This is a genomic window from Candidatus Bathyarchaeia archaeon, from assembly GCA_035935655.1.
Taxonomy (GTDB): Archaea; Thermoproteota; Bathyarchaeia; order 40CM-2-53-6; family 40CM-2-53-6; genus 40CM-2-53-6.
Genome location: DASYWW010000037.1, coordinates 213619 through 228545 on the forward strand (window position 1 = coordinate 213619; position 14927 = coordinate 228545).

General features: G+C 51.8%; 16 protein-coding genes. 12 read left to right on the plus strand and 4 right to left on the minus strand.

The features are described from left to right. Window position 1: 1 nt before the first annotated feature. The 9 genes from VGS11_06430 (at window position 2) to VGS11_06470 (ending at window position 7050) form a co-directional block, all read left to right on the plus strand. On the plus strand, window positions 2-496 hold the full coding sequence (locus tag VGS11_06430; protein HEV2119722.1) for an acyl-CoA thioesterase: 495 nt from the start codon (window positions 2-4) through the stop codon (window positions 494-496). 26 nt (window positions 497-522) lie between these two features. Then, entirely contained in the window at window positions 523-1389 is an 867-nt protein-coding gene (locus VGS11_06435) for a 3-hydroxyacyl-CoA dehydrogenase family protein (GenBank protein HEV2119723.1), read from the plus strand. A gap of 54 nt (window positions 1390-1443) precedes the next feature. Then, window positions 1444-2217, plus strand: coding sequence for an enoyl-CoA hydratase-related protein (locus VGS11_06440; protein HEV2119724.1), 774 nt, complete (start codon window positions 1444-1446; stop codon window positions 2215-2217). A gap of 3 nt (window positions 2218-2220) precedes the next feature. Then, the gene (locus VGS11_06445; protein ID HEV2119725.1) at window positions 2221-3015 is read left to right on the plus strand and encodes an enoyl-CoA hydratase-related protein; all 795 of its coding nucleotides are present in this window, start codon (window positions 2221-2223) and stop codon (window positions 3013-3015) included. 69 nt (window positions 3016-3084) lie between these two features. After that, window positions 3085-4089 carry a hypothetical protein gene (locus tag VGS11_06450; GenBank protein ID HEV2119726.1) on the plus strand — a complete coding sequence of 335 codons (1005 nt, stop codon included), beginning with the start codon at window positions 3085-3087 and terminating at the stop codon, window positions 4087-4089. A gap of 15 nt (window positions 4090-4104) precedes the next feature. Beyond that, the gene (locus tag VGS11_06455) at window positions 4105-4410 is read left to right on the plus strand and encodes an EthD family reductase (GenBank protein ID HEV2119727.1); all 306 of its coding nucleotides are present in this window, start codon (window positions 4105-4107) and stop codon (window positions 4408-4410) included. Between the two features lie 115 nt (window positions 4411-4525). Further along, the gene (locus VGS11_06460) at window positions 4526-5665 is read left to right on the plus strand and encodes a thiolase domain-containing protein (GenBank protein HEV2119728.1); all 1140 of its coding nucleotides are present in this window, start codon (window positions 4526-4528) and stop codon (window positions 5663-5665) included. 172 nt (window positions 5666-5837) lie between these two features. Then, window positions 5838-6641, plus strand: coding sequence for an LAGLIDADG family homing endonuclease (locus VGS11_06465; protein ID HEV2119729.1), 804 nt, complete (start codon window positions 5838-5840; stop codon window positions 6639-6641). A gap of 1 nt (window position 6642) precedes the next feature. Next, the gene (locus tag VGS11_06470; protein HEV2119730.1) at window positions 6643-7050 is read left to right on the plus strand and encodes a Zn-ribbon domain-containing OB-fold protein; all 408 of its coding nucleotides are present in this window, start codon (window positions 6643-6645) and stop codon (window positions 7048-7050) included. Window positions 7051-7107: 57 nt separating this feature from the next. On the opposite strand, the gene VGS11_06475 is transcribed toward VGS11_06470, so the two are convergent. The 4 genes from VGS11_06475 to VGS11_06490 all read right to left on the minus strand — a co-directional run bounded on the left by VGS11_06475 (window position 7108) and on the right by VGS11_06490 (window position 11671). Further along, window positions 7108-7947: an NAD+ synthase gene (locus VGS11_06475; protein ID HEV2119731.1), complete on the minus strand. Its 840-nt coding sequence runs from the start codon at window positions 7945-7947 to the stop codon at window positions 7108-7110. A gap of 44 nt (window positions 7948-7991) precedes the next feature. Next, a complete protein-coding gene (locus VGS11_06480; GenBank protein HEV2119732.1) occupies window positions 7992-9257 on the minus strand; it encodes an AAA family ATPase in 1266 nt (421 codons plus the stop codon). A gap of 192 nt (window positions 9258-9449) precedes the next feature. After that, window positions 9450-10214, minus strand: coding sequence for an RAD55 family ATPase (locus VGS11_06485; protein ID HEV2119733.1), 765 nt, complete (start codon window positions 10212-10214; stop codon window positions 9450-9452). A 443-nt stretch (window positions 10215-10657) separates the two neighbouring features. After that, window positions 10658-11671 carry a carboxypeptidase-like regulatory domain-containing protein gene (locus VGS11_06490; protein HEV2119734.1) on the minus strand — a complete coding sequence of 338 codons (1014 nt, stop codon included), beginning with the start codon at window positions 11669-11671 and terminating at the stop codon, window positions 10658-10660. 263 nt (window positions 11672-11934) lie between these two features. On the opposite strand from VGS11_06490, the gene VGS11_06495 reads away from it, so the two are divergent. The 3 genes from VGS11_06495 to VGS11_06505 all read left to right on the plus strand — a co-directional run bounded on the left by VGS11_06495 (window position 11935) and on the right by VGS11_06505 (window position 14720). Continuing rightward, window positions 11935-12315 (plus strand): BlaI/MecI/CopY family transcriptional regulator, encoded by a 381-nt coding sequence (locus tag VGS11_06495; protein ID HEV2119735.1) that lies wholly within the window; start codon window positions 11935-11937, stop codon window positions 12313-12315. Between the two features lie 131 nt (window positions 12316-12446). Then, window positions 12447-13220 carry a M48 family metalloprotease gene (locus VGS11_06500; protein HEV2119736.1) on the plus strand — a complete coding sequence of 258 codons (774 nt, stop codon included), beginning with the start codon at window positions 12447-12449 and terminating at the stop codon, window positions 13218-13220. A gap of 42 nt (window positions 13221-13262) precedes the next feature. After that, on the plus strand, window positions 13263-14720 hold the full coding sequence (locus tag VGS11_06505) for an aldehyde dehydrogenase family protein (protein HEV2119737.1): 1458 nt from the start codon (window positions 13263-13265) through the stop codon (window positions 14718-14720). Window positions 14721-14927 lie beyond the last annotated feature (207 nt).

The window sequence follows — 14927 nt, forward strand, 5'->3', positions numbered from 1 at the left end:
AATGAGTAGGCCGTCTAAGCCGGTGAGCAGTTCCAAGACCATTCTCTCAAGTCAGATGATGCCTGTAGATGCGAACCCTATGGGAAACGTCCACGGCGGTACAATACTCAAGCTGGTCGATGAGGCAGCCGGGGTCACGGCTCTCAGGCACGCGCGATCAGTTGTGGTCACAGCGAGTATCGACCGCATGGACTTCTACCATCCAGTCTATGTCGGCAACCTTCTCAGCCTCAAGGCCTCAGTCAATTATGCTGGGACAACCTCGATGGAGGTTGGAGTCCGGATAGAAGCAGAGGATCTCAAGACCGGTAGAATTACACACACCGGATCATCCTACCTCACCTACGTTGCCATTGATGAAAACGGGCGCCCCGTAGAAATCCCGGACGTCCTCCCTGAAACACCAGAAGAGAAACGACGGTGGAGAGAAGGAAAACAGCGACGAGCTGAACGTCTAAGGACCCTAAAAGACCGAAAGAGGAAGGGCAAAGCCTAGGTCGATCAAGAACGAAGGTCGCAATTATCGGATTCGGAATGATGGGACGACAAATAGCCCAAGTATTCGCCCAACATGGCCATGAGGTAGAAGCTGCTGATGAAGATCAACAAGCACTGAAGACAGGGCTCGACGAAATCGCAGACGGACCCTACGGAGTGCATGCGGCCGTTTCAAAAGGAAAACTGACCCCAGAGCAAGCGAAGAAGACCCTGGCAAGCGTCAAGACAACACCCAGGCTTGAAGACGCCTGCATGAACTCGACCCTTGTGATCGAAGCGGCCTTCGAGGACCTTCAACTCAAACAGAATCTCTTTCAGAAGATTGAATCCGCTGCTCCACTAACTGCGATCATAGCGTCAAACACCTCAACCCTCAGTCTCGATAAAATTACTCAAAAGATCTCGAGGAAAGATAGAACGGTTGGAATGCACTTCTTCAATCCAGCCCAGCTCACAAAACTCGTCGAGATCATCCGAGGACCGTCTACGTCACCTGAAACAGTTGAGAAGGCATCCCAAGTTGTCCGCGAGATCGGCAAGACCCCCATCCTCGCTCAAGACGAGCCAGGTTTCATCGCCAACCGGCTAGGACTCACCCTCTACATTGAGGCTTCCAAACTGCTAGAAGATGGTGTCGCGAGTCTTTCGGATATCGACTCGTGCATGAGACTTGGCTACAACCATCCAATGGGCCCCTTCGAACTAGCCGACTTCGTCGGACTAGATACTAGGCTCCGCAACCTTGAATCACTCTACAAGTCGACGAATGAGAGTCGATGGATGCCACCTAGGATTCTGAGAGAGATGGTCGAACAAGGGTACATCGGCGATCCTTCGAGAAAGAAGGCGAGCAAGGGCGGATACTACGAGTACCTCCGGACAAAACTCTGACAAGAAATCCTAACCCTTTATACAGAACAGAACCTTACGAACCACTGATTTCGATTGCCCTACACGCACATACTTGTTGAGACTGAGCCACCTATCGGAATTGTCCGGCTGAACCGTCCAAAAGCTCTCAACGCCCTCAACTTCGAACTCATCCGAGAAACAGTCGAAGCGCTCGAATCCTTCGACAAAGACGAGAAGATTAGGGCGACGGTCCTGACCGGGGGAGACGACGCATTTTCCGCAGGAGCCGATATCAAAGAACTAGCTGAGGCGACCCCTGTGACGCTGATCGACCAGAACAAGTTCGCTCTTTGGGATCGTCTGAAAAAGATTGCAAAGCCGATCATCGGAGCAGTGAGTGGCTACATCTACGGAGGCGGGTGCGAACTAGCGATGAACTGCGACATCATCATTGCATCCGAGACTGCTCGATTCGCCCAACCTGAAATCAACATTGGAATAATGCCCGGAGCAGGCGGGACCCAGCGTCTTACTAGAACCATTGGGAAGTATAGGGCAATGGAGATGGTTCTGACCGGACAACCCGTGACCGCGAAGGAGATGGAAAAGCACGGACTCGTCAACAGAATCGTGCCGGTAGAAGCTTACTTCGATGAAGCGCGAAAGCTGGCGATGCAGATCGCACAAAAAGCCCCCATCGCCACCCGCTTGGCCAAGGAAGCAGTTCTGAAAGCATTCGATTCGCCACTTGAAGAAGGACTTCAGTTTGAGAGAAAGAACTTCTATCTCCTCTTCTCGACGGAGGACATGAAAGAGGGCATGAAGGCGTTCACGGAAAAAAGACCCCCAAACTTCAAGGGACGATGATTCTTGACCCCTGAAACACTCATCGTCAAAGAGCACGATCACATCAGAAAGATTACGTTCAACAGGCCGAGCGCTCTCAACGCGATAAACGACAAGATGGGAGAAGAACTACTCACAACTCTCAAAGAGGCAGAGAAGAACGAGACAGTCCGATGCCTCCTCATAACAGGCGCCGGAAGAGCCTTCTCAGCAGGCGAAGACGTATCCAGTTTGAAAGAGCGCTACGGGGCAGGAGAACATCCTTCACTTGGGGATCATCTGAGGAAAAAATATCATCCGATCATCACTCGCATTCGAAGTATCGAAAAGCCGATTATCGCCCGCTTGAACGGCATCGCTGCCGGAAGCGGAGCAAGCATAGCTCTTGCGTGCGATATCCGAATAGCCTCTGAGGAAGCAGGTCTCAAACAGGCATTCATTGGAATGGGCCTAGTACCAGATTCTGGAAGTAGCTACTTCCTTACACGAATGATCGGCCCAGGAAGAGCTCTTGAACTGATCATGACGGGAAGAACAATACCCGCGAAAGAAGCGGAACAGCTCGGCCTCATCCACAAGGTCGTTCCGGCCGCAGACCTCGATAAGCACACCGACGAGCTTGCCCATCGGCTTGCAACCGGCCCGACCAAAGCAATTGGATTGTCGAAGCGAATCGTCAATAGAGCCGCAAGCCTCGAACTTCCCGAAGTTCTCGAGTACGAGGCCTACAATCAGGACATCGCCGGAAAGACTAGCGACCATATTGAAGCGGTCAAATCCTTTTTGGAAAAACGCCCACCTAAATTCTCAGGAAAATGAGACAAAGAGAGACTTCTCAGGGTTTCACGTTTAAGTAACAATCTCTTCCATCGGGAGAGTTGAACGACCGTGCCGGGCAAGGACAAGAACAAACGGCCGAAGATTGATCTCAACATCTTCCCCGGAAACTGGACTGTTACGAACGACCAGATGTTCAAGGCCTTTGACCTCTCCTTCGCCCAGAACTGGAACCCGGCCACTTTTGCGTGGGATGAGCTAGACCAGAAAAATTTCGACTCGAAGGAGCGAATAGCCCAAGCTTATTGGATGTCGAAGCTCGCCCTCTTCGAGAAATCCGGGATCGGAGCATTCGGCTTCGGCGCGGTAAGAGCTGCAGAGCTCAACATGGAGGATCCGACGAAGAAGATGCTCGCCTCTATCACATACGATGAATGCCGCCATGATGAGGTTTGCCGGAGAGCATGCGACAAGCTCTGCCCCAACTGGCCGTATGGGTATAAGCCCCAATCCGATTTCGAGGCAAGGGCCCTGCGAAACATCACAGCCCTCTATGACGATGGCAAGCGATACTGGGAAGGGTTCCTAAAGGCATGGGAATACCTTCCTCCTGAAATCCTGTTTGCAGGATTCTTTTTCGCGGAAATAGGCGCAGAAACAATCTTCAACGCGATGCGCCAGACGAGCAAACTTGGAATCTACCAGCAAACATTCCGCAACATTACACGAGACGAGACGCGGCACCTCGTGGCCACTATGGCCTTGCTCCGAGCCATGGCCGAGAAATTCACTCTGGAGCAGAAGATGACGATAACGCGCCAGATGAAACAGGGCTTCATCTTTCTCTCACCGCTCCTCTATCAACACAAACCCGAATTCTGGCACCTTCCTGCAGACTTCGACAAGGTCGACCAAGAGATGGAGGAAGCGGCCAGGGACGCGGGACTCGGCGTGCTTACTCTCGAAGAGAAGGTTAAGTTCTGGAGAGAAGCAATCGAAAAGAAACGGGGCGAGATCGAAGCGATGGGAATCAAAGTACCCGCGATACCGGAGCTGGGAGTTGAGGGCGAGATAGTTCAGGTTAGGAAGAACGAAACAATTGCCACAAGCTTCTAGGAGATAGAGAAAAAGGTGACAAAGATCATTGTCTTGTTCGGACAGCCCAAGGACCCGAAGCTGTTCGATGAACAATACTGGAAAGACCATATTCCAATGGCGAAGGCAATGCCCGGTCTGAAAAAATACACGGTTCACAAGATCGTCGGGGCACCCCGAGGAGAACCTGCCTATTACCAAGTCGTCGAGCTCGAGTTCGAAACAATGGACACCCTGAAGAAAGCGTTGGATAGTCCAGCGGGACGCGAATCAGGACGCCACGGCATCAAGATAGCCTCGGGCGGCATAACTTTCCTCTACGCAGAATCAAAAGAGGCCTAGTAGAAGCAGGCCCTCGAGCCCGATCTGTTTGGTTGAAGGGTCATCAGAAAACGTTCTTCTAATGAAGTGCTAGAATTCTAGCCTAGGAGCGTCGGAATTTACGAGCCGTATTGGAATCGTCGGAGTCGGCCACTCAAAGTTCGGAAAAAGGAGCGACGCCTCACTTAGAGAGCTTGCCTTCGAAGCTTACAGCTCCGCTCTTGACGACGCCGACATGGATTCTTCGAGAATAGACGGTTCAGTAGTCTGCTCCGCGACTCACTATGATAAGCAACGATCACCAGCGGGCGTTGTGGCAGAATACTTGGGACTTAACCCTCAACCTACCTTCAATGTCGAAGCGGCTTGCGCGTCGAGCGCAGTTGGCCTCCGGACCGCCTGGGCTCTTGTCTCATCAAAGCTCCACGATGTAATCGCGGTCGTAGGGGTCCAGAAGATGACTGAACTCTCCTCGGAAGAGATCCAAGAACTCATGGGCAGAGCGGGAGATGTCATGTGGGAATCGCCCTTCGGGACAACGATGCCTGCATACTACGCAATGTACGCAACCGCCCATATGGCGAAGTATGGGACTACGGAGGAGCAGATGGCTCTCGTTACAGTGAAGAATCGGAAGTACGGATCAAAAAATCCAAACGCTATGTTTCAAAAACCCGTAACCGCAGAAGAAGTCCTCAAGTCTCGACCCGTATCGACACCGCTGAAACTCTTCGATTGCTGCGCGAACGCCGACGGCGCAGCATGCCTCATTATCGCAAACGCAGAGAAAGCAAGGAAGCTAACCGACAGACCCGTATGGGTTGCCGGCTTAGGCCTTGCCTCCAGCCCCATGTCTCTGGCAGGACGCAAGGGTCCGATGACAAGTTTCGAGGTTACAAAGAACGCGGCAAAGGCGGCCTACCAGATGGCGCGAATAGGACCAAGGGACATTGATGTTGCCGAGGTGCACGACTCGTTCTCGATCACCGAGATTCTGAACTATGAAGACCTAGGCTTTGCGAAACCCGGAACAGGAGGCAGACTCCTGCAGAAAGAGGAAACTGAGCTAGGAGGAAGAATACCCGTAAACATTGATGGAGGCCTCATCTCGAAAGGCCATCCCGTCGGCGCAACAGGCGCCTCCCAACTCTTCGCCCTGACTAAACACCTCAGAGGTGAAGCCGGCTCAACTCAAGTCGACGGCGCGAAAATAGGGTTAGCTCAGAACATCGGCGGAATAGGAATGTACTGCTCTGTTACAATACTGCGATCATGAGTACATTCTCGTTGCTCTTTGACGAAAAGCGAGTGCGAAACTAAAGTTGCAAGCGGGCTTTCAAGAGTTGACTCCCTCTCATAGTTTGGACAGAAGGATTAGAGCGTATAGTGAAGCCGTACACCTTGCACAAAAGGGTCGCTCTGTTACGGAAATCTCGAACGAGACGGGAATGCCTGACGCGACTATTAGAGGATGGCTCGTAGATGGTCGAAGACCTTGGACCCGTTACGAACTCTTCAGACCAACATCCTCTGATCAATTGTCGTATGTAATCGGTGTCTACATGGGAGACGGTTCGATTTCCCGGTGGAGAAATCGTTTTTCTCTGCGACTAAGTGTCAAAGACAAAGAATTCGCGAATAAGTTTTCTTCAACATGCGCTCAGATTCTTGGAAAGGGACCATATTCTGTGAGGCATGTCGAGGATCGAGACAACTACGAGACAATTGTCGCAAACGTGTCTTTCTGCAAGTTTCTCGCGCGAGGCCTCCTTGGCCTGGATCGGTACGTGCGAGAGTATCCGTCTGGCTTTGTAAGAGGTTTGGCAGATAGCGATGGATGCCCCGCCGTGACAACAACAAAAAGACGAGGCAAACCTTGGTTCTTTGTTCAAGTTGTTGTCGCAACATCTACAAGCATTCGCCTACTGAGCTATACCAAGACAATTCTGAGGGAGTGCCTTGGTCTCAAGGCAACATTCGTATACAAAGGTAAGCCACGACCTAGTGTGTACAAGAACAAGTTGTTTAATTCAAAAAAGAGGGTCTTTGACCTTAGGATATCGCGCTTTGGTGATGTGAAACGATTTTCCCGGGTTGTCGGTTTCGAACTAGCTCGGAAACAAGAGAAGCTTGACGCCGCCATTGCCGTTCATGAAAGATTTGGATCCGGTCAAGACGCAGTAGAAGAGTGGACCCGTCACTGGGAACGCGGCAAGACTGAGTGGATTCTCAAGAAAAGCGTGGACCAGTAAATTGGGTTTTGAAAAGTTTGGTAGAGTCGGTTATGTCTCCCAGACCAAGATCAATCAACTATTATCCTACCTGGAGAAAGGGCAGATTGTAGCGACAAAATGCAAAAAGTGCGGAAGAAGATACTTTCCACCACGAGCCGACTGCCTAGACTGCCGCCACAGCGCGATAGAGTGGGTTGTGCTGGACGGGAAGGCTAACCTGATCACTTTCACCGAGGTTTTCTTCGCACCGCCAGCGTTTCAGCCGGAAACACCGTACCTACTGGGACTTGCTGAACTCACCAACGGGCTGCGAGCATTCGCCCCAATCAGTCCCAACGTAAACAAGGAGCGGCTGAAACCAGGCCTAGAGTTGAGCCTGAAGGTTGCAAAAGGATCCCGTGACAACTTGTTCTATTGGCTTGAATAAAGAATCCTTCCCCGTCGCATTTACCTCTTGTTGCGGAACAGATTCTTCCAGGCTTCTCTAGCGAGGTAAACGGAGATCATTCCCTGCAGTCCTATAGCCCAGCTTCAATACCATAGGGGGGCGTCTCTTGTGTTCCGACTTCAACCACCGTTCACGAACTTTCTTGACCAGTGCTAGCCTCAAGCCTGTTTCCCCTGCTATCTCTTCTGGCATCATCCATCTCTCGAGGCCCCAGAGAATCCTATCCAACTTCTCATAGCTGAGACCCAACTCTTTCTCCGCTGTCTGACCAGGCCAAAGCTCAGGGCTGGAGGCTTTCACACGGATCCTTTCTGGTATCCCCAGATGTTTTGCCAAGTTACGGACGGACGTCTTGTAGAGATCCGCTAACGGCATGATGTCGCAGGCTCCATCGCCAAACTTGGTAAAGTAGCCTAGCATGACCTCGCTCTTGTCCCCAGTTCCTACGACAAGACCACGCCCTGCGTTTGCAAAATGGTACAAGACCATTGCACGGAGGCGCGCCTTGACGTTGCCCCAAGGAATTCCCCGCGCCTTCTCAGCGCCGAGAGTAGTTCGAGAGGTTTCAACAATTGGAGTTACGTCGATTATCTTGAGGCGTATCCGATATTTCGATGCGACCAATCTAGCGTCCTCGAGCGCTCGATCATTCCTCGTCTCCTTCTCAGGCAGGCACACACCCAAAACCCGCTGGCCCCCGACAGCGCGAGCACACAACGCCGCAGCAACACTAGAATCCAGACCGCCAGACATTCCCACAACGAGGAGTCTTGCTTCTGCCTCTTCCAGATGAGTCGCAAGAAATCGTTCAAGTCGGCCGATCGTTTCCTCCAGCTCCCGGATCGCAAAAGGATCCTCACCGAACCTAGAGGACATGACGTCCTCTGCTCTTCCAATCGGTAATAAGTCGAGAGGTTGATCTAGCTAACTATACGAGATCCTCGGTTCGATTCATCCGAGGCGAGGTTCTTGAACAATGGAAGCATCCTGTCCATCGTCACCCAGCGCTCACCTGCGAAGGATGCCTCGCTTGCCGCCTCTTGTACAACGTTCTTCAGGTCACGAGGCGTCACAACATACTGTTCTCGAACCGTAATCCCGCGTTCGGGAATGGATGCTTCATACAACTGCTTTCTTGATCTGATGGTCCGCCATACACCTTCAAAGGCCTCGTCAGTCAATCCTCCATGATAGTTCGAGATACCAGGATCCAGTTCGACTTTGGAGCAGTAAAAGTCCAGCAACCTCTTGACTTCCTCCATCGATCTTGGCGGTGGAACATAGATAATTCGTTTGATCCTATCAAGGAGAGCGGTGTCTATGACACTCGGATAGTTCGTCGCAAATATTACGGACACGTTTCTGTTGACGTGGAAGCCTTCTCCAAGCTCGGTAAGAATCTGATTGAGCATTCCCTGAACATCTCGTCCCGCGTCCGTGGTAGCCTCCATCCTCGCTCGCCCAATAGCATCGGCCTCATCGATGAAGAGAACCGTTGGGGCCGATTCGCGAGCGAGCTTGAATACTTCCTTGACGTTTTTCGCGGACTCTCCGAGCCACTTTGATACTATTTCGTAGCTCTCTATCTTGAGGAAGCTGGTCTCTTGGCCTCTCTGACCGATCGTTCCAGCTACTGCCTTTGCCATGTAGGTCTTCCCTGTTCCAGGCGGACCGAACAGGAGGATGGATCCGGCCTCTTCCAGCATCCTTGGATCGCGGATAATCTGCTCGCGTCGAGCTCGGACCTGGGGGTCAAGTATCCACTCGACCGCTTGCCTCAGGCTGTGCAGCTCTTTTTCTAAGCCAACAACGTCTTCGTAGAAGACCTTGGGCGATTTTTCCACTTGGTATTCTAAGAGCGAACGCTCACGCAGCCGTTCAATTACGTCTACAATGACACCTTTCGTGGGAGATAGGACCGCGTCGACATCAGTCGACACTTTTTCTCTTATTTCAGGTGGAATGCTGACCTGGAATGCTTGGCCGCCCGATAATCGGACAAGGGCCATGTCTCCCTTGACTTCTTCGATCGTTCCAATAGGGCGCATGCCTTGTTTTAGTTCCTCCATGAGGTTGTGGTATCTGCGGAGCTCCGTCTGGAGATATTCGATCTGTCTCTCCTTTCTCGTCAATTCCCTTTCGAGGTCTAAGGCAGGAGGATATTCTGGCGAGTTTTGCTCGGCCATGCAGCTTCCGCTCTAAGATAGCCGTTCGGGGAATAAATAGATATGGGCTTGCCTGCGAGACAGCTCTGTGGTCTTTCACGTAGAGAGCAAATTGGAAGACTCGATAATATTCGGTTCTCAGGATTCCGAGAATGGGGACAGTCCTGACATGGCGAAGAATGATCTGTTGTGAACAAAACGGTTTCTTTGGATCTAGCTTCCAATCATTGTGCCCATGCTAGGCTTCTTTCGGAGAAACCCGAACCTCGGGAGTTGGAGCTGAATCCCTATGCCGCTTATGATATCGAACCGAACAAGTCGGGGCATTATCTGACGACGGTCCATTTTCCTGACTAGCAGATATCGCCTTAGCATCTGATGCTCTTCGACCATTCGCAGTTCGACAACGCCATCGACGAGACTCTCTACCTTGTGGAAGAGTTCGGGCTGGACGCTCCCTGTTGACAGCGTGGCTATCATTTTTCCGCCGACTTTCTTGACTTTTGCGGCGATGCTCTGGAGGAAACTAACAGCATGCTTTGGCTCTGTTTCGCTAAAGATTGGCATCAGCGAGTCCACGATGATCGTAACCTGATGGTTTCCCATCTTCTCCATGACCGAAGTCAAGTGGATGCTCACGTTGGTAAGGTCAAATGGTTGTGGAACGACCCCCTCGGTCACTCCAGCTGTAGCAGAATAACAATCGACGATGCTGAGCTTGTTCAGCAATTGATACTTCCGAGGGTCCCACCCGAACTGGCTCATTCTCTCCAGAATGTTCGAAGGGAATGTGTCGTAAGTGACAATAATGCAGGGTCTCGACCTTTGAAGCTCCTCGTAGAGGATCTGTTGCGCAAGGGTCGTCTTCCCACTTCCCGGGTCACCGGTAATCAACACCGATGAAGAATCGGGCAGACTTCCTCCTATGAGGTTGTAGAATCCTTTGAAGGGAGAGGAACCATCCAGTTCTAAGTTCACCTGAGGAAACTTACCGTTGATAGCGTCTATTTTCCGTCAGGGCTGTTGCGCCGTATGAATGGGGATTGTAACCTATCCACCTAGCAACGAGTGACCGAGCATCGACGGGTCGACCACCGAGGGATTCTTCCGAGAACTGACGAAGAGAAAAATGTCCCTAAGGCGCGGGGATGTTACTCCAGTTCGCTCTCAAAACGATTTACGTTTCTGAGGCTTGCACTCAGCTCAAGTAGATTGATAAGAGTGGAAATGTCATCGAGGTCCTCGGGAGAAGGAGTTTGCCTAGGGTTTCGCCCCTCCATGCCGACTCGACGCATGAATTCGCTTATTCTCTACTAGTATAAGTGTTGTCATTCTGACAAGCAGAAACAGTGATCAAGCCGGTTCGAATCGCGACCTACTCCCGAGACGTAAGAGAGAGTAGAGCTCAGTGACGCAGAATTCTAGATGTTTGGTGGTTGAGGTCGTGGACTCCGCAATTTGATCGCAAGGAGAACCAGGAAGAAGGCCACCCCGAAAATAGTCAATAGCACAATTGCGGAGACAACGGGAGCCGAGGCTGCGCCTCCAACATTCAGGGTTACGGTGCTCACTGAGGAAACAGAGGCATCTTCGGACCACCTTGTTCCTTGATCCTGCCCCTGGTAAGAGACGCGAACTGAGTAGGGTCCTAGTGGAATGTGCCCGAGCTGAACTGTTCCCTGACTATCAGTCGTGAACGTTCTAGTTGTAGTATTCGCGAAAGTGGCGGTCACAGACGCTCCTGGAAGAGGGCTGTTTGACTTGTCGACCACCTTGACCGATGCAGGATACGCGCTGATGGTGACCGCGACAGTCGCGGGAGCTGAGGTGAGATCGATAACCGCATTGGTGAGCACGGCTGGCTGGTAGCTCTCCCAGGTTGCCGAAGTGACCGTCCATGAGGCAGCAGAAAGCCACTGGCCTGAATATGTCGATGTTGTAATCGCGGCTGCTCCGCTTGTCAAGACCAATGAGGTCGGTGCCGGAGTCAATGGCTGGCCTGCGGCATCGTTAAAGGTCAGGGTGTACTGAAATTGTTTGTCGAACTTGGCTGTGAAAGAGCCTGATCCAGTGTAGTTGTTTATCATAAGGGGGGTTTTCATCAGAGCTGTTGGGGTCCACTGGTTGCTGTAGACTTCCCATTGCTTCCAGATGTATCTGGCGCCGGATGATGCCTGAATTGTGAGATTGAGAACTTCGAGGGAGTGGTATGTCCCGTTCGGAAACGAGAATAGGTGAGGGAGAATAAATCTCAAGGCGGTGTTATTGTCCTCTTGGACCCATATCGATCCGTCTGCGTTGGGAACATTTGTTTGAGCGTACAAGTCGCAGAATCCTGATTGACATCCTACCGCATGGACGTTCTGGATAGAGAGGGGAATAAGCACCATTGACATTACGAGAATGAGAAGTGCAATGGGTTTCCTCGATCTCACGATGACCCTCTCGGGACTATTCTGAAAATCGGAATACTCCGTTTAGAATGTCTTGAATCGGGAGACTGAAAGTGTGGGTACTGGAAGCCCTTTAGAACCCACTCTTCCCCCGGAGACTGAAATTTCTCACTCTCCCCCGGCACCATTAAGAGTCCGTCTTTGCGCTCACAGCCTAGGTTCGCGTGTCACTAACGCCTGTTTTGTGGTAGTTCCGACCGGAATAGAAAGTTAGATATTAGAGCTGGGCTACATGCACATTAACGTTGGAGCTTGGCGATCTAGAGGCCGCTGTCCTTGGGACAGTTGTACGGCTAGGAAACGCTTCTGCCCGTCAAGTGGCCCAAGAGCTCGAATCCTCGCGCGGGCTCGCCTACACGACAATCAGTACTACACTAGATCGCCTCTACAAGAAAGGGATCTTGGCTCGAGACGAGGCCATTGGCAGGGGAGGCTCCCGGTACGTCTATCGCCTTCACTCAGAAGACAGAGTCAAAGGCCGAGTTGTGAAAGGATTTGTTGATCGACTACTGACTGCCTTCGGACCCAGCATAATCTCCACTTTGCATGACTACATGGAAGAGATCCCGAAAGAGGACCTAAAAAGGCTCGAAGAAAGAATTCGAAGGGAGTCTGGGCAACGATAATCCTTGAGCTCTACTCCGTTTACTTTCTTTCAATAACGACTCTGGGAATCGTAGCAACTGTAGGCGTCGTCCAAGCGCTCTGCTACATTGCTTACCGATCAAACACCGGCGATCCTTCGAAAAGATCCAAGATGCTCTACCCGATCCTATCTTCCTCCATTTTCCTTTGGTCGTTTCTTGGAACTAGCCTTGTCGTGTGCACCCTTTTCCTCAACATGTACGAGTGGCAACCACAACGAGTCATAGAGCTCGTACTCGGAAGCTCGCTGCTCGCATCCTTCGGAATTGCATCTTTGCTCTCCCTCATTGCGCGAAGATTCGCATTCCCTAGAATGCTGGAAGGCATGATTGCGGGGACGTTCTCAGGCTCCAGCCTCAGCGAGACATGTTCGGAACTTTGCAGAAAAATGAACATCAAAGGAGTTGACCTCAGAGAAGCCACGGTTGGAAACGCCTTTTCCTTGGACAACAAAAGCCGAAAGATCGTAGCTGTATCCCCAATGCTAGCAGGGTCGATGTCCTCAGCAGAGGTTGAGGCCGTTATCGCTCACGAACTTTCACACTTGAAGAACAACGATTCTAGGGAGAAGGGACTAGCTAGGTTGGCCAAATTGGCGTTTGCTTTTGACCCAGTCCTCCATCTTGCCGAGGCGGCGGTCCACAGAGAACGAGAACTTTTGGCCGATCAAGCATCGGTGATGTACACACGGAAACCATTAGCTTTGGCATCCGCCCTGTTGAGGGTTCACTCGGCGTTTCATACCGGCTCGCCTGGCCCGGGGGCTGGATTGTTTGTTGGTAACAAGGCGAAGGGTTTGCTCAGTAGGTATCCTGATCTTGACCGAAGGGTCGAACTGTTGATCGATATGGCTCGTGTGATGAAGACGGAATCAATTCCCGCTTGAGGAAACCCTCTTTTATAGCATCATCAAGTTTGGAGGACAGTCTTGACAGTTCAGATTCAGAAATACAAGATGCTGATTGGCGGAGAATGGAAGGACAGCTCAAACGGGGCTGTCTCGTCAGTTCTTGATCCATCGAATAACGAGGTTGTTGCCGAAGTTCCGCGAGCCACGAACGAGGACGCGAAGGCCGCAGTCGAGATTGCCAAGACAGCGCTCGAATCGACAGGCTGGGTCGACATCGATCCCAGCAAGAGAGGCCGCCTGCTTGCGAAACTCACAGGCCTCGTTCGCGAGAATTCGGAGCAGCTGGCAAGGCTGGAGACTCTGAGCGAGGGGAAGACTCTTCGAGAGTCAAAGGGTGATGTTGCATGGGCGGCAAGGGCATTCGAGTACTGGGCCGGATTGGCAGACAAGGTTGAAGGAGAGACCATACCGGTTCCTCCGAGACGTTTGAATTATACTCTCCGAGAACCGTTAGGCGTAACCGTCCATATTGTTCCTTGGAACTATCCCATTGCTTTGGCTGCGAGAAGTCTGGCACCGGCTATAGCAGCCGGAAATACCGCTGTTGTGAAGCCGTCTGAAATCACGCCGCTCACAGCGATCATGCTTGGAGACCTAGCGCTCAAGGCCGGGATTCCGAAGGGAGTAGTCAATATCGTGACCGGGTCTGGCGCCGAAGTCGGCGGAGCGCTTGTGTCTGACCCGCGAGTGGACGGAATAGTTTTCACAGGATCTGCTGAGACCGGAAAGCAAGTGATGGAATCCGCGGCGAAAAATGTTACTAGAGTTCTTCTCGAACTGGGTGGGAAGAACCCTCACATTGTTTTCCCTGATGCAGACTTGGCGAAGGCAGGGAGGAGCGTGAAAGAGGGAATTTTTACCAACGCTGGACAGATGTGCTGGGCGGGATCGAGGGCGTTCGTTCACGAGAGTGTATACGACAGCTTCGTGAAGGAGCTCGTGTCTAAGACCCGAGCGATAAAAGTTGGGCCTGGCATTGATGAGACCAGCGAGATGGGCCCCTTGGCTTCCAAGGCTCGCCAAGCCGCGATTCTAGGATTTGTCAAGGATGGTCTCGAAGAGGGAGCTAGCCTACTCTGCGGAGGAAAGATACCTACCGATCCGAGATTGCAGAAGGGAAATTTCTTCGAACCGACTATTTTCGAGAATGTCAATGGGAAGATGAAGATTGGCTGCGACGAGATCTTTGGACCTGTCCTCAGCATTACGAAGTTCAAGACTCTCGAGCAGGTAGTCGCTATGGCGAATGAAACCGACTATGGACTCTACGGGGGAGTTTGGACCAGCAATCTGAAAGTAGCTCATGAGCTCGCGGCTCGTCTGCAAGTCGGTGGGCTGGCGGTGAACGAGTACTTGGTGACTTTTCCACAGACGCCATTTGGGGGCTACAAGGACAGCGGGATAGGCCACGAGAACGGGATGCGATCGTTAGAATTCTACACGCGAACCAAGAATGTTTCAATCAACCTGTCGTAGAATCCTGTGCCGCTGGACGGCCCTATTCATGGGCAGTTGGTATCGCCCATCAGCATCGTCACCAATCTCGAATCCGGCGCATCCCCCACATCTCACGAAGAAATCGTTCGGGAATCGGTGGATAGCGCAAGCAGACTATTCCATCAAAGCCTGAATCACGCCTTGAGTCCCCTTATCTCGCGGAATCAGCACCACGCCAGGAAACCT

What these genes read in the sequence shown, in the direction of transcription:
- VGS11_06430 (HEV2119722.1), top strand. Translation starts at nt 2, where the DNA reads ATGAGTAGGCCGTCTAAGCCGGTGAGCAGTTCCAAGACCATTCTCTCA.
- VGS11_06465 (HEV2119729.1), top strand. Translation starts at nt 5,838, where the DNA reads ATGCCTGACGCGACTATTAGAGGATGGCTCGTAGATGGTCGAAGACCT.
- VGS11_06475 (HEV2119731.1), bottom strand. Translation starts at nt 7,947, where the DNA reads ATGTCCTCTAGGTTCGGTGAGGATCCTTTTGCGATCCGGGAGCTGGAG.
- VGS11_06480 (HEV2119732.1), bottom strand. Translation starts at nt 9,257, where the DNA reads ATGGCCGAGCAAAACTCGCCAGAATATCCTCCTGCCTTAGACCTCGAA.
- VGS11_06500 (HEV2119736.1), top strand. Translation starts at nt 12,447, where the DNA reads ATGCTCTACCCGATCCTATCTTCCTCCATTTTCCTTTGGTCGTTTCTT.